Annotated in this window: 20 protein-coding genes; 13 read left to right on the top strand and 7 right to left on the bottom strand. The window is 45.7% G+C overall.

What is annotated here, in order from left to right; all coding sequences use genetic code 11:
* Positions 1-17 precede the first annotated feature (17 nt).
* The 7 genes from NO559_RS08490 to NO559_RS08460 all read left to right on the top strand — a co-directional run bounded on the left by NO559_RS08490 (position 18) and on the right by NO559_RS08460 (position 7,939).
* A complete protein-coding gene (locus NO559_RS08490; RefSeq protein WP_258331385.1) occupies positions 18-461 on the top strand; it encodes a YtoQ family protein in 444 nt (147 codons plus the stop codon).
* Positions 462-1,306: 845 nt separating this feature from the next.
* Positions 1,307-2,392 carry an FUSC family protein gene (locus NO559_RS08485; RefSeq protein ID WP_258331384.1) on the top strand — a complete coding sequence of 362 codons (1,086 nt, stop codon included), beginning with the start codon at positions 1,307-1,309 and terminating at the stop codon, positions 2,390-2,392.
* A gap of 208 nt (positions 2,393-2,600) precedes the next feature.
* Positions 2,601-3,026 (top strand): hypothetical protein, encoded by a 426-nt coding sequence (locus tag NO559_RS08480; protein WP_258331383.1) that lies wholly within the window; start codon positions 2,601-2,603, stop codon positions 3,024-3,026.
* Positions 3,027-3,130: 104 nt separating this feature from the next.
* Complete coding sequence (locus NO559_RS08475) at positions 3,131-3,574, top strand: hypothetical protein (protein ID WP_258331382.1); 444 nt, start codon at positions 3,131-3,133, stop codon at positions 3,572-3,574.
* A 139-nt stretch (positions 3,575-3,713) separates the two neighbouring features.
* Positions 3,714-4,643 (top strand): SIR2 family protein, encoded by a 930-nt coding sequence (locus tag NO559_RS08470; protein WP_258331381.1) that lies wholly within the window; start codon positions 3,714-3,716, stop codon positions 4,641-4,643.
* A complete protein-coding gene (locus NO559_RS08465) occupies positions 4,636-7,467 on the top strand; it encodes a hypothetical protein (RefSeq protein WP_258331380.1) in 2,832 nt (943 codons plus the stop codon). Before NO559_RS08470 ends, NO559_RS08465 begins: the two co-directional genes overlap by 8 nt.
* Before the next feature lie 142 nt (positions 7,468-7,609).
* Entirely contained in the window at positions 7,610-7,939 is a 330-nt protein-coding gene (locus NO559_RS08460; protein ID WP_258331379.1) for a DUF2314 domain-containing protein, read from the top strand.
* Between the two features lie 174 nt (positions 7,940-8,113).
* Here the strand turns inward: NO559_RS08460 and NO559_RS08455 are convergent, their stop codons facing one another.
* The 3 genes from NO559_RS08455 to NO559_RS08445 all read right to left on the bottom strand — a co-directional run bounded on the left by NO559_RS08455 (position 8,114) and on the right by NO559_RS08445 (position 11,744).
* Positions 8,114-8,215 (bottom strand): hypothetical protein, encoded by a 102-nt coding sequence (locus NO559_RS08455; RefSeq protein WP_258331378.1) that lies wholly within the window; start codon positions 8,213-8,215, stop codon positions 8,114-8,116.
* Positions 8,216-8,555: 340 nt separating this feature from the next.
* A complete protein-coding gene (locus NO559_RS08450) occupies positions 8,556-11,045 on the bottom strand; it encodes an ABC transporter permease (protein ID WP_258331377.1) in 2,490 nt (829 codons plus the stop codon).
* Entirely contained in the window at positions 11,046-11,744 is a 699-nt protein-coding gene (locus NO559_RS08445) for an ABC transporter ATP-binding protein (protein WP_258331376.1), read from the bottom strand.
* Positions 11,745-11,981: 237 nt separating this feature from the next.
* Between NO559_RS08445 and NO559_RS08440 the strand changes: the two genes are divergently transcribed.
* The 4 genes from NO559_RS08440 to NO559_RS08425 all read left to right on the top strand — a co-directional run bounded on the left by NO559_RS08440 (position 11,982) and on the right by NO559_RS08425 (position 14,743).
* Complete coding sequence (locus NO559_RS08440; protein WP_258331375.1) at positions 11,982-12,623, top strand: arylesterase; 642 nt, start codon at positions 11,982-11,984, stop codon at positions 12,621-12,623.
* Positions 12,624-12,918: 295 nt separating this feature from the next.
* Positions 12,919-13,134: a TIGR02450 family Trp-rich protein gene (locus NO559_RS08435; protein WP_258331374.1), complete on the top strand. Its 216-nt coding sequence runs from the start codon at positions 12,919-12,921 to the stop codon at positions 13,132-13,134.
* A 92-nt stretch (positions 13,135-13,226) separates the two neighbouring features.
* Positions 13,227-13,577, top strand: a complete 351-nt coding sequence (locus tag NO559_RS08430; RefSeq protein ID WP_258331373.1) for a VOC family protein — start codon at positions 13,227-13,229, stop codon at positions 13,575-13,577.
* A 434-nt stretch (positions 13,578-14,011) separates the two neighbouring features.
* On the top strand, positions 14,012-14,743 hold the full coding sequence (locus NO559_RS08425; RefSeq protein ID WP_258331372.1) for an ABC transporter substrate-binding protein: 732 nt from the start codon (positions 14,012-14,014) through the stop codon (positions 14,741-14,743).
* A gap of 32 nt (positions 14,744-14,775) precedes the next feature.
* Here NO559_RS08425 and NO559_RS08420 read toward each other — a convergent pair whose 3' ends face one another.
* The 4 genes from NO559_RS08420 to NO559_RS08405 all read right to left on the bottom strand — a co-directional run bounded on the left by NO559_RS08420 (position 14,776) and on the right by NO559_RS08405 (position 20,952).
* Positions 14,776-15,864 carry an arginase family protein gene (locus NO559_RS08420; protein WP_258331371.1) on the bottom strand — a complete coding sequence of 363 codons (1,089 nt, stop codon included), beginning with the start codon at positions 15,862-15,864 and terminating at the stop codon, positions 14,776-14,778.
* A gap of 806 nt (positions 15,865-16,670) precedes the next feature.
* Complete coding sequence (locus NO559_RS08415; RefSeq protein ID WP_258331370.1) at positions 16,671-16,868, bottom strand: hypothetical protein; 198 nt, start codon at positions 16,866-16,868, stop codon at positions 16,671-16,673.
* Between the two features lie 31 nt (positions 16,869-16,899).
* The gene (locus NO559_RS08410; RefSeq protein WP_258331369.1) at positions 16,900-18,510 is read right to left on the bottom strand and encodes a tetratricopeptide repeat-containing sulfotransferase family protein; all 1,611 of its coding nucleotides are present in this window, start codon (positions 18,508-18,510) and stop codon (positions 16,900-16,902) included.
* A 141-nt stretch (positions 18,511-18,651) separates the two neighbouring features.
* Positions 18,652-20,952 carry a TonB-dependent receptor gene (locus tag NO559_RS08405; RefSeq protein ID WP_258331368.1) on the bottom strand — a complete coding sequence of 767 codons (2,301 nt, stop codon included), beginning with the start codon at positions 20,950-20,952 and terminating at the stop codon, positions 18,652-18,654.
* A gap of 278 nt (positions 20,953-21,230) precedes the next feature.
* Here NO559_RS08405 and NO559_RS08400 point away from each other — a divergent pair, with 278 nt between their 5' ends.
* Entirely contained in the window at positions 21,231-22,109 is an 879-nt protein-coding gene (locus tag NO559_RS08400; protein ID WP_258331367.1) for a LysR substrate-binding domain-containing protein, read from the top strand.
* Between the two features lie 120 nt (positions 22,110-22,229).
* On the top strand, positions 22,230-23,294 hold the full coding sequence (locus NO559_RS08395; protein ID WP_258331366.1) for a 3-deoxy-7-phosphoheptulonate synthase: 1,065 nt from the start codon (positions 22,230-22,232) through the stop codon (positions 23,292-23,294).
* The last annotated feature ends 33 nt before the right edge of the window (positions 23,295-23,327 follow it).

The following is a 23,327-nucleotide window of genomic DNA, read 5'->3' as shown; positions in this document are numbered from 1 at the left end:
AACTAAAGGAAACTAACATGAGCTGGACCGTTTACTTATCAGGCGAAATACACACAGATTGGCGCGAACAAATTATTGCCGGTGCCGCAAAATTGCAATTACCTATCACCTTCACCTCTGCGGTTACCGACCACGACAGCAGCGACGCCGCCGGTGACCACCTAGGCGAAACCCCCAGCAACTTTTGGCGCGACCATCAATCCGCGAAAGTAAATGCCATACGCATTAAAAACCTCATCGAACAAGCCGATATTGCCGTCATCCGCTTTGGCGATAAATACAAACAATGGAACGCCGCCTTCGACGCCGGTTACTGCGCAGCCTTAGGCACGCCCTACATCACCCTACACAGCGAAGACATCATACACCCCTTAAAAGAGGTGAATGCCGCCGCCCAAGCTTGGGCGCAAACGCCAGAGCAAGTGGTGGAGATATTGCGGTATACCACTAGTGCTGAGTGAGTGATTTTTTACGCAGCGCTATGTGGTCGCTAAGTGAGTGAAGTAAATGCTGGCGGGGTTGAACCAGTGCCCACAGGCCAATCCAAACTTAGTCGCACCGGACTTGATCCGGTGCCCACAAGCTAATTCAAACTCCGTCACACCAAACTTGATCCGGTGTCCACAAGCCAATCCACACTTCGTCACACCGGACTTGATCCGGTGCCCACAAACCAACACAATCTCCGTCACACCGGACTTGATCCGGTGTCCACAAGCCAATCCACACTTCGTCACACCGGACTTGATCCGGTGCCCACAGGCCAATCCCAAGTTTCGTCACACCGGACTTGATCCCACTAGTTTCCGGTTAAATTACTATTCCGGTCATGCCGGGCTCCGACCCGGCATCCACGAAAACTGAAATATCCTAGCAGTCTTCAGCGTGTGATTAGAATGCGCTATCAAAATAGTCATTTTTTAAAATCTGTATTAAATACATGCCACGAACTTCGAAGCCTATGGGTACCGGCTCAAGGCCGGCACGACAGCCTGAAAGTGAGTCATAAATCTAAGCGGCGTGAATTCTATTCACTATTTATAGCGTCAAATACATACCATTAAGATTTTAACCGGACACTAGTGGGACTTGATCCGGTGTCCACAAACCAACACAATATCCGTCACACCGGACTTGATCCGGTGCCCACAAACCAATCCACACTTCGTCACACCGGGCTTGCCTCGGTGTCCATAATCTTAACCATGCTTAATGGCAGACAAGATAATTTGCATCACCTAAACTCACAAATACCGAGCTCTATTATCAAGCCGAGCTGCCCATTTGCTTTTATAAGGCTTAGCTAATGCCGTCACCCAAACAACCCGCTGCCAATAAATCCGGAGTCTGGGCAAAAATACGCCCACTCTTGGTGTTAAGCGATCATAAGCGCCCCTGGGGTGCCCATGTAACAGTCGCCTTAGCAGTAGGGCTGCCCGCCATCATCGGAGTTTGGTTTAATCATTTCGCCATAGGTAGCGCGGCAAGCATAGGCGGCTTGGCCAGCCTCTATCTGCGGCAAACACCGTTATCACATCGCATGATCACCATGGCGCTAGTGACCTTTGGCTTTTGCACCAGCTTTACTGTGTGCCTGCTTGCAAGCTTCAACCCGTGGCTGACGGTAGCAGCACTTGGCTTTGTGGCCTTCTGGGCAACCTTTATCTGCCGCTATTTTGCAGTGCCGCCGCCGGGTAGCTTCTTTTTTATCGTGATTGCTAGTGTGGCCAGCTCGGCACCATTTGAGCTGTCATTATTACCGCAGCGAGCCGGTTTGCTATTATTTGGCTGTATGGGCGCAAGCGTACTGGCGTTAGCGTATAGCCTTATCCAATTGCTAAGCGGCAACACCAGCGGCATACACTCAGCCGAACCCACCGAACAGAGAGTCGTCGCCATTTTGTTAGAGTCAGCAACGATTGCCGCCTTTATTGCTGCCAGCTATTTAATAGCGCTGTGGCTGGGATTCGACCGCCCCTATTGGGCCCCTATCTCCTGCGCGGCTGTGCTACAGGGCGCAAGTTTCCGTGCTGTTCGACATCGCAATATACATAGGATTATGGGCACCGCCATAGGTATGGGGCTAACCTGGGCGCTATTCTCACTAACACCTGGCCCATGGGCTTTGGCGCTGGCAATTATCGCACTGTGTTTTGTCATCGAACTATTAATAACCCGTAACTATGGTTTCGCCGTTATTTTTATAACCCCACTGACAATAATTTTAGCCGAAGCGGAAAGCGCATCATCGCACATAGATCAATTAATACTGCAGCGCATGACCGATGTAATACTAGGTTGCTCCGTTGGTTATATAGGTGGCTGGTTTTTGTATCATCAAAAACACTACCGTCGCCTAGAGCAGCGTTTACTGGGTGTATTTGATAAATAATTTATTGAGCTTTGTGAATCGTTAAGCGGGGTTAGAGCTTAAAGACTAGTGTTGTGAATAATTTACAGAAAAATGCCTAGGCATAGATGTTTGAAGCTGTGTATATTTAGACATTAATGTGTATATATGAACCTAGCTGTTCAAATGTGGGCATAATGACTAGATATGGCCATTCTAGTTAATAAAACTGTTAGGGTACAGAGATACCGTGAAATATTTTAATCTTGATAAATACAAAAATACCATCAGAGAAAATGGTCGCCCTCATCCTAGAGAGGTGGCGGGCAGCCTCATGATATATGCGCTTTACCCACTTGCTTATCGCACTGGTTCACTTGATATCATTGGCGCTATGTCTATTGTCTTAATTGGGTTTTTATTGGCATTCAAATCTCAACGAGATCTATATTTACACACAAAGAGTGTTTATCTATCGTTATTAGCACTGACACTTTTTTCATCGGCATTATACTACATGTCTTACCGCGCAAGCGGTAACGAGTTCTTATTTTTACAGCCAATGAGAATGCCAGCCACAGATTGGGCCGCATTATTGTGTTCTCTAGCATCAATTTGTTTGCTCATATACAGTGTGTATTCCAGTAAGTGTGAAATTAATAATGAAACACCCTAACAAAGCTAGGCAACACCGCCAAAGCAAGCTTTGGCTGGACGTCTTTTCCGCGGCTCCGCCGCTACAAAGCCGCCGTTGCTAGCGGCGTTATATGTAGCCACAAAATGAAGATATTACTGTACACAATAGCTGTTACTATATTTCCGTTAACCGCGATTCCATGTGAATCTGACAAGGTTCATGAAAAATACACTGCAAAAGATTGCAGTCTTGCGATTAGCAACCTTAGTGCCTTAATAAATGATAAGAACTATTACGTTAACTATACTAAAAACCACAAAGACTTCGATGCTATCTATTCAAAACATAAAGAATTGATATCATCAAATCATGAAGCCATTGAAATCTGTCTTGTGTATTATGAGCCAAAAAAACTCTTTGATATTTATACCTATGTAGCATTATTAACCATGAATTATAAAAACATGTATAGCGCCGATTCACTTCAAAAGCACCATAAATATATCGACAAAACCTATACAAAAGAGCATCTAGAGCTTATTGAAGCCCTAGAAGCATATACAAGGCCAAGCACTAATGCCCGCTAAAAAACGCGGGCAGGACGGCAAACAAGTTGGCTGCCCGTGTTGGCGGCGTTATGCTGCAAGGTCAGTATGGCGGCAATCGGCTAAAAGAGGACACTCAAGCTTAATTCGCAGTTTAAACGAAAAGAATTGGTAACAAATAATGGGAAAAGCTCCTGACTTACGAGAAATCTTTGATCCTCCTGACGAAATAGTCCAAGCAGGCTTGAACGGTGATCTCGTTTTTTTTGTAGGTGCAGGTGCATCTATGCTTCTTGGTTTACCATCTTGGTCTGGGTTAGCTGTAAAAGCTCTTGAAGACTTACGACAGTATGGGTATTTGAATTATTCAGAAATTGAGCAGCTAAATAGCTTGGATCCCAAGAAGCAATTGTCAATTGCATACTCAATTGCTGAAGATAACAGATTTATATTAGACCTTACTAAGCATCTTGCTGGTGAAATTGAAGGCGATAGTATTTATAAAGCCATTAACGACATAGGCTGTCCTTGCGTAACAACAAACTACGACGAGTTATTGGCTCCACGATTCCTAGACACGAAAGATGGATCTACAACCGCAGCATCAGTAAACCGAGTATATGACAGAGAGAAATTTTTCGCGAAATTGTTAAATGAACCCGGAACAGTAGTTCATTTACATGGCGCAATTAGTAAACCAGAAAGAATGATTGTTACGACGAAGGACTATCTCGAGCATTACGATCATGAAAATGTCCAAGAATTTCTCGGAGAATTATTTGAGAAAAAGACCATCTTATTTCTTGGTTACGGCCTGGAAGAGGCGGAAGTATTAGAACATATATTAAGAAGGGGATCAGTAAAGCCGACCCATGATAGAAGGCGCTTTGCATTACAGGGGTTTTTTCTGAGTCAAAAACCACTTTATGAAAATCTTCATACTTATTATGAGAAATCATTTGGTGTACACCTGTTAGGCTTTGTCCGCGATCATGAGAATTACAAACGTCTAGAGGCGATAATAAAAACCTGGGAAAACCAAATTGTAGTAAGTAAGCCACCACTAGCTGTTGATAATGACTTTATGGATGAGGTTCTTGATAGTGAGTGAGTTATCAGCAAAAGAACTGGATTTAATGCAACGTATTGATGAGAAGGAAGAGTTACGCCCTCTATTTTTCCGTAAAGTAAAGGGCTTGAAATGGTTCGACCCTATCGCAGAGCAGGGCTATTTTAGCCCAGACGCAAACCCAAAACCTGTGCCTGCTAAAGAAGAGGGATATGTAAATATACCGTTTTGGCCCGTTGTTGATTATCTTGTGAAAACAGCCCCAGAACTTGCTGATGAAAAAAATCTAAAATATGCAGAAAAATTTCTTCAGGTTCTAGTAAATGTTACAACCTACGCCAAGAAAAATGAGATTAGCAATTACCGCACTTGGTGGCAATTTGCCGAAATAATTTCGCAAATACCATATAATTCAATTTCTATTGAAAATATAGATATTATCGATTACTGGCTAGACGATAAATATGAACGTGGACTTGTTGCTCAGGTTATTGGTGAGAAGTGGTTGCCAAGGCTGCTGCAAGTAAATGACGCCCATGCTTTACAGCTGGCCAATAGAATTATCGAACTTCTCTATAAAGTTATATTTATCGAACGAGAATACGGTGAGAAAGGCGAGCAGGAAGCCTCACTCAGATTCGACCATTATCACGCTCAAAAAATTACTGAACGAACAGCTAAGCTAGCCGGTGAAAAACTAGGTTTAAAAGCTATACAAATATTTGATACCTTTTTAATAAATATACTAGATCAACTTAAAAATGATTTATGGTCATCTCTCTGGCAACCCGCTATCGAAGAGCATGAGCAAAATAAGCACCGAGACGATGCAAAAAATGTTTTAATCAAGGCGTATCGTGATTCGATAGATGGTTACATTCATATCAATCCTGATGAGGCGTCAGAATATGTTAAAAGCATGCTTGTGTCTGAATATCAGACTATTCAAAGGTTAGCGATACACGTAATCGGAAGAAATTATCCGTTATTTTCAGATGTAGTTGACCAACTACTGGATGAGAAATATTTGGATAGTAACTATCGACATGAGATGTGGCATTTTTTAAACAAGAGCTACCCGAATTTCTCAGGCACACAAAAAGAGAAAGCACTGGAATTAATATCCGGCATAACCAAGCATGATGATAAGGGTGAATATCATGCGGGTGCATCAGCCTACAATAAAGCCATTTGGCTTTCAGCTATAAAAGAACATGGCGATAGGGAAGCGCATCTCTATGTTGAAAGTACAGAAATAGCAAAAACAGAGCCAGATCATCCTGATTTTTCGAGTTATATATCAGTAGGATGGGGGGGGCGAAAATCACCTAAAACCATAGAAGAATTGCAGGCACTATCAATTGATGAACTTGTTCAGGAATTAAAGAATTACAAAGATCCAGGTGGGTTTGATGACCCGGGTTTAGAAGGGCTAGTAAAGGTCTTTAAACAATTAGTTAAGACTGAGCCACTTAAATATTATCTAAATTTAAGCAAATTCATTAGCCTTGACTTGGCATATATTTACGAAATCATCGAGGCTTATAGGGACTTGTGGGCAGAGAAAGGCAAATTTCCATGGGATGAAATATGGAAAATATTGCTCGAATTCTGTTCGGGCGTTATCGCACAAGACCGGTTTTGGAACCCCGAGAATGCAAAACAGAGAGAACCATTTATCGCTAACCGATATTGGATAGTAAGCAGTATCGGGCGACTTATAGAAGCAGGTACAAAATCAGATGAGCATGCATTCAATGAGAAATATTTACCAGACGCAGAAAAGATACTTGCATACCTCTTAAATCGAGAGGAGGGAAACGAATATAAAGATGATAGTGACGCTGTCTCTATTTCTATTAATAGTCCCCGTGGGCATTGCTTAGATGCCCTAATTAATTTGACGTTACGTTCATGCAGGATTGCAGATAAAAAGAACAATAAAGATCACTCCGAGGTTTGGTCACACTTTCAGCGTTATTACGACTCTGAGCTGGATCGTGCGGATTCAGAAAACCCTGAATACGAATTTGCCACGCTGGTAACGAACTATTTGCCTAATTTCCTATATATGTCAAAACCATGGGTGATTGAAAAACTCAACAGAATATTTGATCAAAAAAATTATTTGAAATGGTTATGTGCCATGCAGGGTTATGCTTATGTAGGAACGATATATCAGGAAATTTATAAATATCTGAAAGAGCATGGTGACCTATTAAAAGCACTCGATGATGAGAATATTAGAGGCAAAGTAGAAGAAAAAGCGATTCAAAATATTGCTGTTGCCTATTTAAATGATTTTGAGTCTTTCGAGGAAGACTATAGCCTCATCAATATATTAATAAGCCGGAATGACCATAAAGAGATAAGCCATTTAATATGGTTTATGTGGACTCTCAGAAAGAAAGGCGATGATAAATTAAAAAATAAAATTTATGAGTTGTGGCCGAAAATTCTACACAATATCGATTTATCGAAAAGGCAAGGACGAAGAATGGCCTCACAGCTATGCCACTGGGCAGTATTTGTCGATCAGATCGACGAAGATATACGACTACTACTCCTTTCAATAGCACCATATTCTGATGAGTCGCATAATTCGTATACACTATTAGAAAGTATTTCCGAAATTAGCGAGACGCAACCATTTGAAGCCCATGAAATCTGGATGAAGATGTTAGAAGGCTCTACACCAGATTACCCAGAAGAAGCTATTAGAAGTATATTTACTAATTTACTTAAAAAGGGCCCTGAAGGCCTGCGAAAAGCTAGAAAGGCAGAAAGCGAATATCTTAAGAATGGCAATGATAGACCTTCACTCTGGTTAAGAGAAATTAGGCAAGAATATTTGCCATTAGAGTAAATACACAGAGTCACTCCTATTGGCCAGAAAATGACATTGAAAAAATCAAGATGCTGCATAACAAGGCGCGGCTACGGAGAATTTACTCGCTATCGCTCCTAAATTTCCGCAGAGCGCGGCGTTATGTGTCATAAGGACTCCGATGCAATTACCAACCTATGAAAAAGATCACTACGAACTTGATAACGGTGAAGAAATTCACCGAGAATACCCAGATTCATTTTGGATACCGGATTCAGAAGTTAGGGAGTCTTTGTCTGCAGGTGATTTGGTTAAACTAATTTTCCGAATGGAAGAAAAGAAAGGGTCTGATGACGTATCAGTAGAAAGAATGTGGGTTGAAGTCACCAATAAACATGAGTCTCTATATGAGGGGGTTCTAGACAACGACCCCTCTGGCAGTAATTGTGTGCATTGCGGTCAAACTGTCTACTTTCAACCGTGCCACGTAATAGCCGTACATGACGAATAAAACATGCCTAACAAGCGGCTGTGATTAAAAACAAGCCCAAACCTTACCGCACTTAATTCATTTGACACTCCTAATCGTTTCGAACCCTGGCGCTTATAATCCTCATCATCTTACGCATACACGCGGTGATGGCGACTTTCTTATGCTTACCTTAGCGACCAATCGATTATAAAATTATTTCATGACTGGGTTATGCTGAATGCCACAGAGCATCGCCATGTACAACATGGTTCGGTTAGGTGCTCTGCCGCCTCTAATGCGACGTTTGCCGCTCATTTGGCCGCTATCGCGATTGCAAGGTGCTAAACACAGAGTGCTGAGATTTGCTTATTATTAAGCGATCCCAGCTCTGGTAATTCCCCCATCGATGTAAAGGCGACACCGCCAAAGACAGAATTTGAATTTGTGTCTAAATGGGAAGTCCAAGCCCTATAAAAATAAAGACCCCAAAACCATAGACACCGGATCAAGTCCGGTGTGACAGCGTTATAGCAAAAGCCAACCACACCAACTACGAAGCCCCCCAAATACCCCTTGGGAGCCGCCGAGCAACGGAGAAAAACGGCGCGATTTTCTTCTTATATCTTGCCTCTTACCTCTTTCATTCCCAAAAAACTTAAAGCTCCCGCAATACGACTGCCGGAGGCACTGAGATAACTTTTCGACAAGCATAAACCCCAAAGCCGCCAACGGTAATAACACTAAGCAAAGGCACATAAAACCATAAATAAAAATGAAAACTTACCGGTTGTTTAAACACTAGTGTTTGCAAGGCGACCAATAAGGCCTCGCCGCCAATCACCGCCAGCAACCCCGAAAACAAGCCCAATGTTGCAAACTCTACCCACAAACTGCCCATAATCAAACGTTTGCCACTACCTAATGCTCGCAGTAAGCCCGCCTCTTGTAAGCGTGTGTAAATACTGGCATGAACAGCCGAAGCCAATACAAAAAAGCCACCGACTAATACCAGCCATAAAATTAATTCTATTACTCGGCTCACTTGCTCAACAATATTTCTGATGCGCTCAATAATACGATCAGCCTCTATGACGACAATAGTCGGGTAATCTCTTAACAGATGATTGAGAATGGCTTTTTTATGGCTGGGTATATATAAGCTAGTCATAAAGTTAGGGGTAAATTGCTTTAGAGCACCCGGCGAAAATAAAAAGTAGAAGTTTGGCCGCATGCTCTCCCAATCCAAAGTTCTAATGCTGGCAACTTCTGCCTGCATTTTTAAGCCGCCTATGCTGAAATTTATTTTATCGCCTAGTGCCAACTGCATATCTTCGGCTACACTCTGCTCAACCGAAACACCCGCCAAGCCAGATTGCGTGGGGCTTTGCCACGTATCCCACCATTGGCCTTGTATGAGTTTATTATCTGCGGCTAGGTTTTCAGCCCAGCTTAGATTCAGCTCCCGCCGCAAGGCATTCACTTCACTGCGCAACTGCTCACTAATAGGCTGGTCATTCACCTCTGCGACGCGACCCAAAACCATAGGATAAAACGGCTCTAGCTGAAACGAGTGCTGCTTAAAAAACGCTTCTATTTCTACCCGCTCTTGTGCAGAAACATTAACAATAAAATGATTGGGCGCATCAGCAGGAAGCTGCAGCTGCCATTCATCAATTAAACTGGTGCGTAAGGTTACTATCACCATCAACAACATAAACGCACAGGCAAAAACAATAATCTGGGTTACACTTTGGCCTTTATGCCTCTCTAAACTCGCCAAGGCCAAGCGCCAAACACTCCCTGCCTTCATACCCAGCTTGCGGCCCGTTTTAAGAAAAACTAAGGACATCACTGCAGCAACGCTGATTAAAACCGTTAACCCTGCAACAACAGCTAGAGTCAAAGTTAGATTGCGGCTATAAGCAAATACCAGTAGTACAATAGCGAACAAACCAGCTAAACCACGGCCCCATAATTGCACTGTATTCACAGGCATCTCACGCCTTAACACCTTTAAGGGTGAAACTGTGGGCAAATACCAAAGCGGCGGCAAAGCAAAAAACAATAAGCAAAGCAAACCGGTAGCCACGCCGGTAGCATAACTCCACAGATTGGCGTCTAGCAATTCCACCTTAAATAAACTGATGATCGACGAGGCAATAACTTCTTGCAATACATTCCCAAGCAATAAGCCAATCGCCGAAGCAATAATAGCCAGTGCAGATATCTGCATAAAATACAGCTTTCGAATCTGCCAAGAGCTAGCACCCAGGCTTTTTAACAATGCAACTTGATCAACATGACGTTCAGAAAACTGCTGGGCTGAAATAGCAATGGCAACACTGGCCAATAACATTGCAATCATGCCTGCCAGCAATAAAAAATTACTTCCACGATCCAAAGTAGAGTTTATATTTTGCTGTGAATCACGCACATTGCGCAATCGGTAATGCTCACCCAGCAACGGCAAAATCTCTTTTTCAAAGCCGGTAAGGTCTTGCGCCTCGCCAGCCAACAACCACCGATATTTAATACGACTGCCAGGTAGAATAACCTCAGTGGCAGCCAGATCGGCCACATTCATCAACACCCGTGGCCCCATTACCGAAAAACCACTGGTTTGGTCGGGCTCTCGAATAACGACTTTTGTTACTCGAAAATCAGATTCACCTACCGCCAAAACATCGCCCAGCTGAATCCCCAATAAGGCTAGCAACCTTGAATCCACCCAAACCTCGCCGCTGGCAGGCACTTGCTCAGCAACCACCACCTCAGTACCAACGGCAAAGGCTTTATCGCTAACTTCCAAATTTCCTCTTAGGGGGTAGTTTTCGCTCACCGCTTTCACGGCGGCCAGATGCATATCATCACCGGCAAAAACCATAGAGTTAAATGAAACGACTTTTGCCTGCTGCAAGCGATATTGCTCAGGGATGCTAAGCCAGGCCTGCGGAATATCAAAACGGCTACTAACAACGCGGTCTGCCGCCAAAAAGCTGTTGCTCTGCCGCTCTAACGACAACTCCATACGGTTAGCAAAAACTGTGATTGCCGTTACCACAGCCACTGCCAAAATCAGCGCACCGGAAAGAATTTTTACCTCGCCGCTACGCCAATTGCGAAGCAATAAACGCATAGCAAGCATTTACACGCACTCCACTGCAGCATCTGAGGCTAGGCTAGAACTAACCACACACCCCGCATCAAGTTGCAGGGTATGCTGGCAACGCTGAGCCAAGCGCTGCTCATGGGTTACTAATACCAAGGTGGTATCATTAAGCTCATTTAAATCAAACAATAAATCAATCACCTTGGCACCCGTAACGCTATCCAAGTTACCCGTAGGCTCATCGGCAAATAACACTTTAGGCTCGCTGGCAAATGCACGGGCAATAGCCACACGCTGCTGTTCGCCACCGGATAATTGCTTGGGGTTATGATGCAGACGATGCGTCAAACCCACACGCTGTAAATACATTTCGGCCTTGTCTTTTGCATCAACTACCCCGTGCAGTTCTAACGGCATCATCACGTTTTCTAAGGCATTTAAGCCTGGCAATAACTGGAATGACTGAAAAACAAACCCCACAGACTCTGCCCGTACCCTTGCCCGCCCCTCTTCGTCCATAGTGGACAAGTTTTCGCCGGCCAAAATAACCTCACCAGAAGTTGGCACATCAAGCCCCGCCAAAATACCCAACAATGTTGATTTACCTGACCCTGATGCCCCCACAATCGCTAAACTATCACCTTTGTTTAGCGCCAATGACACTTGCGATAAAATAGTTAATTCGCCATCTAGTGTCGGGACGGATTTAGTTAACTGATGCGCTGCTAATATCATATTCTTTATGCCGTATTATAGGTATCACTAGTTACAAGCCGCCATAATGGCTGCCCATATAAAGGAATCTCATCTAGACACTGCTAAGCCAATAATGTTCATAAATACTGTATATAAATCATCATTCGATAAATACTCAATCATCCTATAAGATACCTAGCGTGAACCAAAAGACTATAGCATTTCTGCAATTAAATAACTTTTTAACGATCCCCCTATTAACAAGACGAGATTTTTTTGAATATTAAATCAATACTCACACAAACCGCCTTGGCATTCATATTGATATCGGCTGGCCTAGTAAGCCACCTTGCCAATGCAACCGATATCAAACAGCCCAGCCTGCTAGTGCTGGGCGACAGCCTAAGTGCCGGCTATGGCTTCGACGCCCAAAAAAGCTGGGTAGAACTACTACAACAACGTATCAATAAAGAGCAACTAGGCTACCGCGTAGTTAATGGCAGCGTCAGCGGAAACACTACAGCGGATGGTTTAAATAGGCTGCCAGCCCTAATAAAGCAACACCAACCGGCTATTATCATTATCGCCCTAGGGGCTAATGACGGTTTGCGAGGCTACCCTATAAAAACTATGCAAAAAAATCTTGTTGCTATTATTAAAAAATCTAAAGCATCCGGCGCAACAACATTAATCACCCAAATGGAAATACCGCCCAATTATGGCCGACGCTATACTGAACAATTCAAGAACAGCTATTCTAAAATAGCCACACAGGAAAACGTAAACACCCTGCCATTTTTCCTATACGACCTCGTAAACAACCCACAATTAATGCTAGATGACGGCATACACCCTAACGCCAAGGCACAGGCTACTATTTTAGAAACACTGTGGCCTTCAATTAGAGAGGTTTTGTAAAACCCATTTCAACTAATACCTTAAAAAATATAAGCCATACAACTCCGTGGCCAACATCTCCTTTTTGAGGACTTGGACTAATAAAAGAATCTAATCGACCAGCAAGTGAGATTATTTTGCAGAGAGGAATACGGCGGAATCAAAACTATGGAGCTACCATTCCTAAGGCACTCTCTCTTACTGAGTGATTCACGTTATCCACCAGAATAACAACGATCGGATAATTTTACGGATCCCGGATCAAATCCAACAGACGACATCAAAAAAAACAGGCCAACCGCCTCACGAGGTTTATATGAACACCATTAACCCCAAAAAATTACTAAACAGTAAGTGGACGGCTGTGACACCTAAAAACCAAGAAAAGCATTTCATCGTAACTAAGGTTGAATACGATGAAGATGGCATTGTAATTTTGTGCTTAATAGAATCAGTAATGTCAAAACAGCCTTATCCTATTAACTGGCAAGATTTAAAAAATGATAACGTCTGGCTGCACGGTTGGCAGTAATACAACCCCATCAATAAAAAATTGCTACACATATAACGTAGACACATTCACAATATCAAGCTATCTCTCCACCTGGTCTAAAGGATTATTAAATGAAAGTAAAAAGGATTGTTTCTAATATAACTGCCGTAAACCCTGATGACGCCAAAGCATTTTATGAATCTATATTTGGCCTTAAACTAGTTATGGACCACGGCTGGATTAAAACTTATAGTTCAGATGAATCAATGAACACCCAACTTAGCGTAGCCAGCGAGGGAGGCTCTGGCACTGCCGTGCCTAATTTATCCATAGAAGTTGACGACCTTGATACAGCGATTAATCGAGTAACAGCTGCCAACATAAATATTGAATACGGTCCCGTAACTGAACCTTGGGGCGTACGTAGGTTTTATGTACGCGACCCTTTTGGTACGCTTATTAATGTGCTTGAGCATGAGTAATCAAATATTGTATCGCGTAAAGTTTTACCTAAACCCGCTTTTGTAAGTCCATTCTTGACCCTACATCTATAGGCCTATCTGACTTTCGCCAACCCAGAGTAGCATGTGAATTGCACAGCTAGTGAAAATGCCTAGGGTGGTTCAGGCCCCATAGGCTTTTAAAGTTTTTCTCTTTTCATAAGTTCAATACTTTGAATCTATTACCGTGCAAAAACCAAAACCATGGATTCCGGCCTGCGCCGGAATGACGAGCATCCAACCAGAACCACGGGAATCCACCACAACCAATAAACCTTCCCCCCACTACAAGACCAGCCACGGCCTACCCCTTAAGAGTCGCCGAATACTAAAAATTCAACTATGCTTTTCTAGCCACCTATTACACTAGCAATAGCATTTTAGCTATAACTTATCTCTACGAGGCCAGACTGATTATGTTCATAAAACAACTCACCGCAATACTTGCTCTTTGCTGCTGCCAGCTAGCCACGGCCGGAGGCCAGCAAATCACCGTTGCCACCGATGAATGGCAGCACTATACCCACAAAGATGGCAGCGGTTATTATTTAGACTTACTTAACAGCATATACCAAGCCCATAACATAACAGTAAATGTGAAGTTCGTTCCTTTTCAACGCTCTATCGCTATGGTGTCTAATGGTAAGGCCGACATGATGCTGGGGGCCTATAAAGATGACAAGATTTCAGGCCATTACAGCGCTAGAGCGCTGAGCGCTCACAGGGTAGATGCGGCGCTATCGCCAGATTTAGCTAGCAATTGGCAGGGTGTAAGCTCATTAGCTGGCAAAAAAGTTGGCGCACTAAAAGGCTATGCCTTAGATCAATATATCGATGTTGCCATGGAGTATAAAGAGGTCTCAAAGCTGAGCTCGCTATTAAAAATGCTAGATGCTGGCAGGTTGGATGCGGTAATTAGCGATGAGGATGAAATTAAAAAAGCCGAAATGACTAATAAAAAATCTGGCAACTATGTGATCAAAACATCCATTATTAATAATACTACCTATGCCGTATTTGCCGACAACATCAAAGGCAAAGCAATGCTTACACTTTTTAACGAAGGCATGGAAAAGCTGCACCAAAATGGCCAATTAAAAGCCATGATGATAAAAACCTTAGGCAATAGTAATAATTACCCTGAATAATTTATGCGGGTATCTCTACCCGCATACCACTGTTACTTATTCCAATGGGTTTTATTTTCCTTACCGGTACGCCTAGCTCGCGCTTCTGCCAATACACAAAATTGCTCAAAGGCGATACCGGCGGCTAAGCAAGCCGACATACCGGTGGGGTCGTAAGGGGGGCTTAGTTCCATTAGGTCGGCACCGACTACATCTAAACCTCTGGTGCCGCGTATAATGTCGCGCACTTCTATGCCGTTAAGGCCAAAGGGTTCGGGTAAGGTGGTGCCGGGCATGCAGCTGCAGTCGAATACGTCGGTGTCTATGGATAGGTACACGGGGCTGTCGCCTACCACTTTACGCACTTGCTCCATTACCCAGGGCACGCCTTTTTCTTGTACGTCGTCGGCGTAAATCACGGTCATGCCCGACTTGTGTGAAAAATCGGCACGGGGCACGCCACGGCCGCGCAGGCCTATTTGTATGGTTTTGCTGGGATCTATAAAACCGTCTACCGCTGCTACCTGAAACAAGGTGGCATCGGATACGCGGGTACCGCCAAAGTTGGTGGCGGTGTCAGCGTGAGCATCTAGGTGTATCAAGGCCAAGGGCTCGGCACCGTTATTTGATAAGCCTTTTAAAATGGGATAGGTACAAGTGTGCTCGCCACCTATGGTTAGGGGCACAACATTGTTGGCTTTAAAATCTAGGTAAACTTTTTCAAAGGCATCCAACCACGAGATTAAATTGTAGGCATCTTCTTTGGGCTCTATATCGCCGTAATCAATAACATTACAAATTTCAAAGGGGCAGATTTTCGTGGCGTAATGCACCATGTTTCTATCCAGCGACCAATAGCGCACCGCCTCTGGCCCTTTACGGGTACCGGGGCGCGGGTTGGGTACCCCCAAATCGCAGGGGGTGCCGACCAAAGCTATATCCACGCCCGTTAAATCACGAGAGTGCGGCGCTCTAAACATACCCAAGGTATTAAAGTTATTGCTAACAGTTTCTACACCTTCGGCTATGGTACGCTCAAAAAACGGCACAAAGGCAGGGTCCGCATTTTCGTACAGGCTTTTATTGGCCAGCTCTTGTAGGGCTTGTAAACGCGCTTGATCTATAGGTTTATTGGCAGACATGTTGTACTCCTCAGTAAAACAATGATTTAGAACGTGCTTGTAACACAGGGGTGCCACTCACTAACCTGCATAGTAACGGCTAATCAACTCACAAAAAATCCAGTTTTAATTACAGTACATAAGAGAAAAACTAACCAAAGCTATCCCGCCCTTCTCGCAACCACTACGCATCACCCGCCCCCCCTTTGGAGTCGCCGAGCAACGGAGAGAAGAATGCCAAGGAATAAATTCATTTAAAAAAACTAAAAACTATGGATGCCGGATCAAGTCCGGCAAGACAACGTCGTAGTAAAAACCATGCACAACTAAAAACTAATAAACCCACCCCACCACAACACCACAAACCAACTACGAAGCACCCAAATTCCCCTTGGGGGTCGCCGGGCAACAGAGAGAAGAATCCCAAGGAATAAATTCATTTAAAAAACTAAAAACTATGGATGCCGGATCAAGTCCGGCAAGACAACGTCGTAGTAAAGACCATGCACAATTAAAAACTAATAAACCCACCCCACCACAACACCAACTACGAAGCACCCAAATTCCCCTTGGGAGTCGCCGAGCAACGGAGAGTTTTAACGGGACGAAGTAGTGACGGATGTTTGAGTATTTTGAAGATTAAATATCTTCAAAATGCGAGTTCCGGAACGCCCGTTAAAAATCGAGTAGCGCAGGGCACCCGAAGGGCGACGACAAATTGGCAGGACAGCCAATTTGCACAGCACAAAGTGCTGCCTTTAGGTGAGGCACATGGATGTGCCGAATGAAGTAGGGGTGCCCTTTTCTTTGGTTATCTTTCCTTTGATTCAAATATGCTTTTGCATTTTTTCACCCTGCGGGCGACCTAAAGGTCGTCCAAATTGCGGTGCAATTTGTGGGCAAACAAAGAAAATGAACCCGCCCAGCAGGGCGGAAAAGGCGCTAAGGAACAAATTAACAAAAATAAAAAAACTAAAACCCCATGGATGCCGGATCAAGCCCAGAAGAGCCTGCCCCATAAGCAAAGCGAGCTCCCTAGGTAAGACAAGATCAAACCTAATCCAACACCACTCCCATCTCCTGCAAACTCTGCCGCAAGCCTTGCAACTGCGGGTACTGCTGCCAGCGCTGCAATGAGCTTTGGTAAATTTTTTGCCGCACTTGCACCGAGCTGGCGGTAGCCACGCCACTTTCACTGCGGTGAAAATCCAAACAGGCTGGCTGCCAAGGCAACTCACAAAAGGCTAGAAGTTTTTTGCTTTCTTGCTCTTGGTTTTGCACTAGGTCTTCGTAATGCAGATTATAAATACGCTGGGGCATTAGGCCTTGCCAGTGCTGCATTAAATTGTGGTATAGCCCATAAAAATGGGCAGTATCTTGCAAGCTGTAGGAGTAGGCATACATAGCGCCAAACAATTGTTTAAAGTTACTCCAGCAGGTATCCATGGGGTTGCGCTGCACATGGATAAATTTGGCGCGGGGCAAGGCGCGGGCGATTAAGCCCATATATAAAAAATTAAGCGGCAGTTTGTCGGTAAATTTTGCCGTGTGGCCGGTGCGTGGCCGGGTGTTATTAATATAGTGCTCACCCAGCTCAGCCATATTTAAGCCCGCCGCTGCCGCCATTGCCTGCGGGCTAAGCTCGCAGTTGGCGCTAATACTATCGGCTTGTGGCTTGAGCATGGCGGTGATAGCCATGGGGAACTGGCGCAACTCCCCTGCCCCATAAACATCGCTGTGGGCGGCGAGTATGCGCTCTACCAAGGTGGTGCCTGTGCGCGGCATGCCGACAATAAAAATTGGCTCGTCATTGTTATAGCCGGCCTCACTATCGCAGCTTGCATCTAACACCGTAGCGCTGGCCTGTTTAATGGCGCTAAATAATTGTTCGGTGGCTAAGCCATCATAGGGTACTAAGCTGCGGCGGCTTGCGGCCCCTAATTGAAAGTGTTGGTAGGCGCTATCCCATTGTTGTAAATCTTCGTATTGCTTGGCCAAGGCGTAATGTAAATAGCAGCTGTCCATGGCGGGTAATTGCGGGCGCTGTAGCTGCTGTTCTAATTCGGCAATCAACTGATGCGCCTCTTGGGCTTTTAGCAAACCACTTAAACTCCACAGCGCTTTGCTAAAGTTGGGTTTGATGTTTAGGGCGGCGCGCAAATGTTGCTGGGCCTGTTCCAATTTTCCGCAAACTCTTTCGGCGCTGGCCAGGTTGTATAAAAATTGTGGGTTATTAGCTTGCTGCTGGCAGGCTTTGGCAAACAGGGGTAAGGCTAGTGCGTGTTCATCTAAAGTGGATAACACCACCCCCAATACATCCTGCGACCAAGCATCGTGCACACCCAAGTTCAGGGTTTGCTGGGCCAGTAGCAGCGCTTCTTTAAATTTGCCTAAGCGCAGCAATAAGGCGCAGCGTTGCGCTAAAAAATGCACACACTGCGGTGATAGTAATAAAGCCCGGTCGATTAATTGCAGGGCATCACTGTTGCGATTTAAACGCTGATACACCAGCGAGAGTAAAAACCAGGCATTATCAAACTGCGGGCATTGTTTTAATAAAGCCTCTGCCAGTTGCTGCGCCTCGTTAATACGTCCAGCCAGCAAGGCTTGCTCGGCCTGCTTGTAGTGGCGCTTGTGGCGGTGGCTAATCGATGACTGGGCTTGCATATACACTTACCTAGGTCGTTTATTGTAAAAGTTTATTTCAATAGCTTAGATACAAAAACAGGGCAATAACAGCCGCTAAAAAATTAACGTTGTTATTGCCCTGCACAAATAGAGGCTAGCCTCTGTTTTTACACGCTTAGCTTAAAAATCGTAAGACAGTGCAATACCTACCGTACGTGGACGGGTTAGGTAGTAAAAACCACCTTGCTCGCCATAGCGCTCAAAACTACGTATACCGGTATAGGCGTATTCGTTGGTGATGTTGTCGGCAAATAAACGTGCGCTCCACTGATCACCGCGCAGGGTTAAGCTGGCGTTGGTAATCATGTGGCTGTCTAGGGTGACGTTATCGCGGTTAACGCTGGCACCCAGGCTGGGGTCTAGTTGATTGATTTGGTTGTCGTTCAACTGTGAATCCATTTTCGCTTTATAAAAGCTATCCACGTGCGCGGTTAACTCATAGCCGTTGTCCAAAAACCAAAAATAATCTAACGCCAGTGCGTAAGTTGTTTTAGGTATACCGGGCAGGCTATCGCCTTTTTGGCCATCAATTTCAGGAGTGCTTAAAGTATCTTCCGTGAGTTCGGCATCGGTATAAGCGGCGTTAAAGGTAATGGTTAAGTCGTCGGTGGGCAGGGCTTTAACTTCTAGCTCTACACCTTGTGAGCGGGCATCGTCACCATTAATAGTAACGGGTATGCCGCCTTCAGGGGTTACCGTGCTCAACTGCACGCCTTCCCACTCTATGTAGTACAAGGCACCGTTAACTTGCAGGCGGCTCTCTAACCACTCGCTCTTGGCACCCACTTCCCAGTTGGTTACGGTGTCGGGGTCGTAGCTCTTGTAACTTTCGGGGAAGTCTACTTGGCCACCGGCAGGTATACCGTTAGCACCGCCGCGGCGGAAACCTTCGGCCCAGGTGAAGTAAACCATTTTGTCATCATCAAGATCATAGGAGGTGTTTAACTTGAAGAAGGTGTCTTTGTTATCGCCACCACCTACCGAGCAGTGGTCATTTTGGCTGATCGGCAACGCAGTACCTGCCCAACCTGGCTCGCCAATTTCGGCAAAGTACACGGGGAATACTATGCAAGTATCGGTATCGGTTTCTAACTCAAAGCTGCGCAAGCCAGCGGTAATCTGCCAAGACTCGTTAACGTGGTAAGTCACTTCACCGAATACCGCTTTTTCGGTGATGTCTTCGTTATAGCTTTCGTTGTATTCCAACTCGTCGGGGCGGTCTATGCCTGCCCAAGCGGGGTAACCTGGCACGTATTCCTGCGCTAAGTAGCTGTGGCTTTCGTTGGAGTAGTACACGCCCACTACCCAGTCTATATCGCCATCGCTGTTAGAGGTTAGGCGCAGCTCTTGGGTGAAGGCATCGCGCTCGTCGCTGGTGGGGGCCAGTGCTGAAAACTCAGGGTAATCCAAATAAAAGTCTAAACCCAGGCCTACGGTTAATAGGTCGGTTTGGTCTTTTTCATCTTGCTCGGTAATTTCATAGTAAGAGCTGGATGAGGTCAGGCTGGCAAAATCTAATTCCCAGTTCAGTTCTAAAGTGTATAGGTCGCTGTTGCGCTCCATAGCCTCTTTAAAGCGCGTACCTGAACCGTATTTGTCGCCGGTAAAATCAGGAGTAACGGCTTGGCGGCCGCCTACGTATTGATCCTGCATAAAGTAAGTCGCGGTAATATCCAAGTCGGCAGTGGGTGCCCACAATACGGCAACGCGAGCAAAGTCGGTGCGCTCGTTATCAACGTCTTCGGCAGCGCCGGCAATAATATGGTCGGCATCGACAAAACCTTTTTTATCAACATGGCCGCCCACTACGCGCAAGGCTAGTTGCTCGTCTAATAAAGGCAGGTTAACCATAAAATCGGTATCGCTGCTAATACCATCGCTTTCTTTGGTGCTGGATAGCGAGGTGCTTACCTTGGCAGCAAACTCGGCGGTGTCTGGCTTGTTTAATACATAGCGTATGGTTCCGCCCATAGCGCCAGCGCCGTATAAAGTGCCCTGGGGGCCGCGCAATACTTCTATGCGCTCCAGGTCTTTCATTTTCATATCTAACAGTAGCGGTGTGTCGCCCACATAGGTAGACACGGTGCCGCCGTAACCGCCAGCGTCGTTAGCGCTAAGGCCATCAACTGACAGGCCACGTATGGCCATGGGGCTAACATTGCGCGCGCCTGAGTCTACGCGGGTAATACCGGGCACGGTGCGTACGAATTTTTCTAAGCCCACTATGCCGTTACCGCTAAGCTCATTACCGCTGGTAACCGATAGGTTAATAGGTACGTCTTGGGCACTGGCCGAACGCTTGGTAGCGGTAACCATCACTTCTTCTAACATGGCTGCTGCCATAACGTCGCTAGCTGGCATAGCCGCAGCTACTGCAAAGGCTAAGGTCTTAAGCCTAAAAGCTGTTGATTGTTTATTCATTGTTTATCCCCGGATCTTTTTAATGACTTAGTTTGCAACTGCTTAGCCGCTATAGCTGTTAGGGCTGGGGCAGTGACAAAGTGGCGGGCATGTTAGCAAAGTAAAAAAACAGTCAAGGCTGAATCACTGGCCAAAATGGGGTTTAAATTCTGATCAGCGGCACAAAACCAAATTCACTGCGCCAGCCCCTATAAAACAGCAAGTTATAGAGCAATGGTTAGTTTTAAGGTATAGAATCAGGCTAACATCGCATAACACAAGAGAAAAACTCACCCATAATGAAAGACTTTCAACGCCTACCCTTAAACGCCCTTAAAGCCTTTGAGGCCGTAGCCCGGCTGGGCAGCTACCGCGCCGCCGCCAGCGAGCTGTTTGTGACGCACGGGGCGGTTAGCCAGCAAATTAAAAAGCTGGAGTCACACCTGGCCACCACCCTGCTCAGCAAACAGGGCCGCGGTATTAGGTTGAGTGAGCAAGGGCAGCTGCTGTATAAACAGTTGCAGCCCCTATTAATGGGGCTGGGTGAGTTAAGCCGCAACCTGGACCCACAAGCGCAGTCCGGCACCCTGCGTATAGCCTGCAGCAGCGATACCGCGGTGCTATGGCTGGTACCTGCCCTGCCCAGTTTTTGCCGCCAGCACCCCGATATCGCCATCGATATACGCCCTATTACCGATAGCGAACCCAACCCCATAGATGTAGATATAGCCATACTCAACCAACTGCCCGAGGCCAGCCCCTACCACTGGTCGCTGCTTAGCGATCAGTACTTCTTTCCGGTGTGTAGCCCCGAACTGGCCAATGACATGGCGCTAAGCTCACACAGTACGCCCTTATTACATGCCGACCGCGGTGGCTTGTGGGCGGCCTGGTTTAGGGAGTCCAACACCCCCTATATGCATGAGCGCCCACAGCTGTACTTGCCCGGCGGCGCGGCGGTGATTAGTGGTGCCAAGGCAGGCCTAGGTATAGCGCTGGCGCATAAGCTAGAGGTACACGAGGCCATAGCTAAACAGCAGCTGGTCAGTTTGGGGGACTATCAAATCAAAGCTGCCCAAGCCTATTTTATTAGCAGCACCCAGCAGGCTATTAGCAGCAGAGCCGGGGTATTTATAGACTGGCTTAAGCACTACTGCGCAAGCATCGCCCAAAGCTAAGCCGCAAGCCTATAAAAACCTAGAATAAAAGCCGCCAAAGCCACGCTCGCCGGTAGGGTTTTACAGGGCACTCAGGTATACTTTTTGTTTTTTAATTTTCAGCATAGTTGTAGACCCTCCATGACCACGCTTAATACTACCGATCACGTTACCGACGACGTACACATAGCCGAACTGCGCCCGCTTATTGCCCCGGCGGTTTTAATTGAAGAGCTGCCACTGTCTGAACAGGCCGCCACCATGATATGCCAGGCCCGCAAAGACATAGAAAACGTGTTTAAAGGCGAAGACGACAGGCTGGTAGTCGTAGTTGGCCCTTGCTCCATACACGACCCCGCGGCGGCACTGGAATATGCCCAGCGCATCAAAGCGGTAATGGGCCAGTATCAATCTGAATTGCTGATTGTAATGCGTACCTATTTTGAAAAACCGCGCACCACCGTAGGCTGGAAAGGTTTAATTAACGACCCCAAGCTAGATGGCAGCTTTAATATTAACCACGGCTTAAAAGTTGCGCGCAAGCTGCTAATCGATGTGGCTGATATGGGCATACCCACAGGTTGTGAATTTTTAGACACTATCTCGCCACAGTTTTTTGCCGACTTAGTCTCTTGGGGCGCCATAGGCGCGCGCACTACCGAAAGCCAAATCCACCGCGAACTGGCCTCGGGTTTATCCATGCCGGTAGGTTTTAAAAATGGCACCGACGGCAACCTGCAAATTGCCATAGACGCCATAGGTGCTGCCTCACACCCGCACCATTTTTTATCGGTAACCAAGCAAGGCACCTCGGCCATAGTAGAAACCCGCGGCAATAAAAACTGCCATATTATTTTGCGCGGCTCTAGCAAGGGCCCTAACTACAGCGCCGAATTTATCAAAAAAACCACCGAGCTAGTCAGCAGCAAAGGCTTAGCGCCCTATATCATGGTGGATTGCAGCCACGGCAACAGCAACAAAGACTTTGCCCGCCAAAGCCTAGTAGCCGATAACTTAGCAGAGCAAATCAGCGCTGGCGAAAAAGCCATTAGTGGCGTCATGCTAGAGAGCCATTTAGTGGAAGGTAATCAGAAAAAACCAGAGGTGTATGGCCAAAGCATTACCGATGCCTGCATCTCTTGGGATACCACCGTAGACATATTTAACCGTTTAGCTGCAGCGGTTAAAGCCAGACGCACCGCCTAGCACTGGCTGTAAAAAGCCTACAAAAAAGGCGCA

The sequence above is a fragment of the Dasania sp. GY-MA-18 genome, assembly GCF_024734385.1.
GTDB lineage: Bacteria > Pseudomonadota > Gammaproteobacteria > Pseudomonadales > Dasaniaceae > Dasania > Dasania phycosphaerae.
The sequence above is the reverse complement of the archived record's forward strand: the minus strand, read 5'-3'. Positions and strand labels throughout refer to the sequence as shown.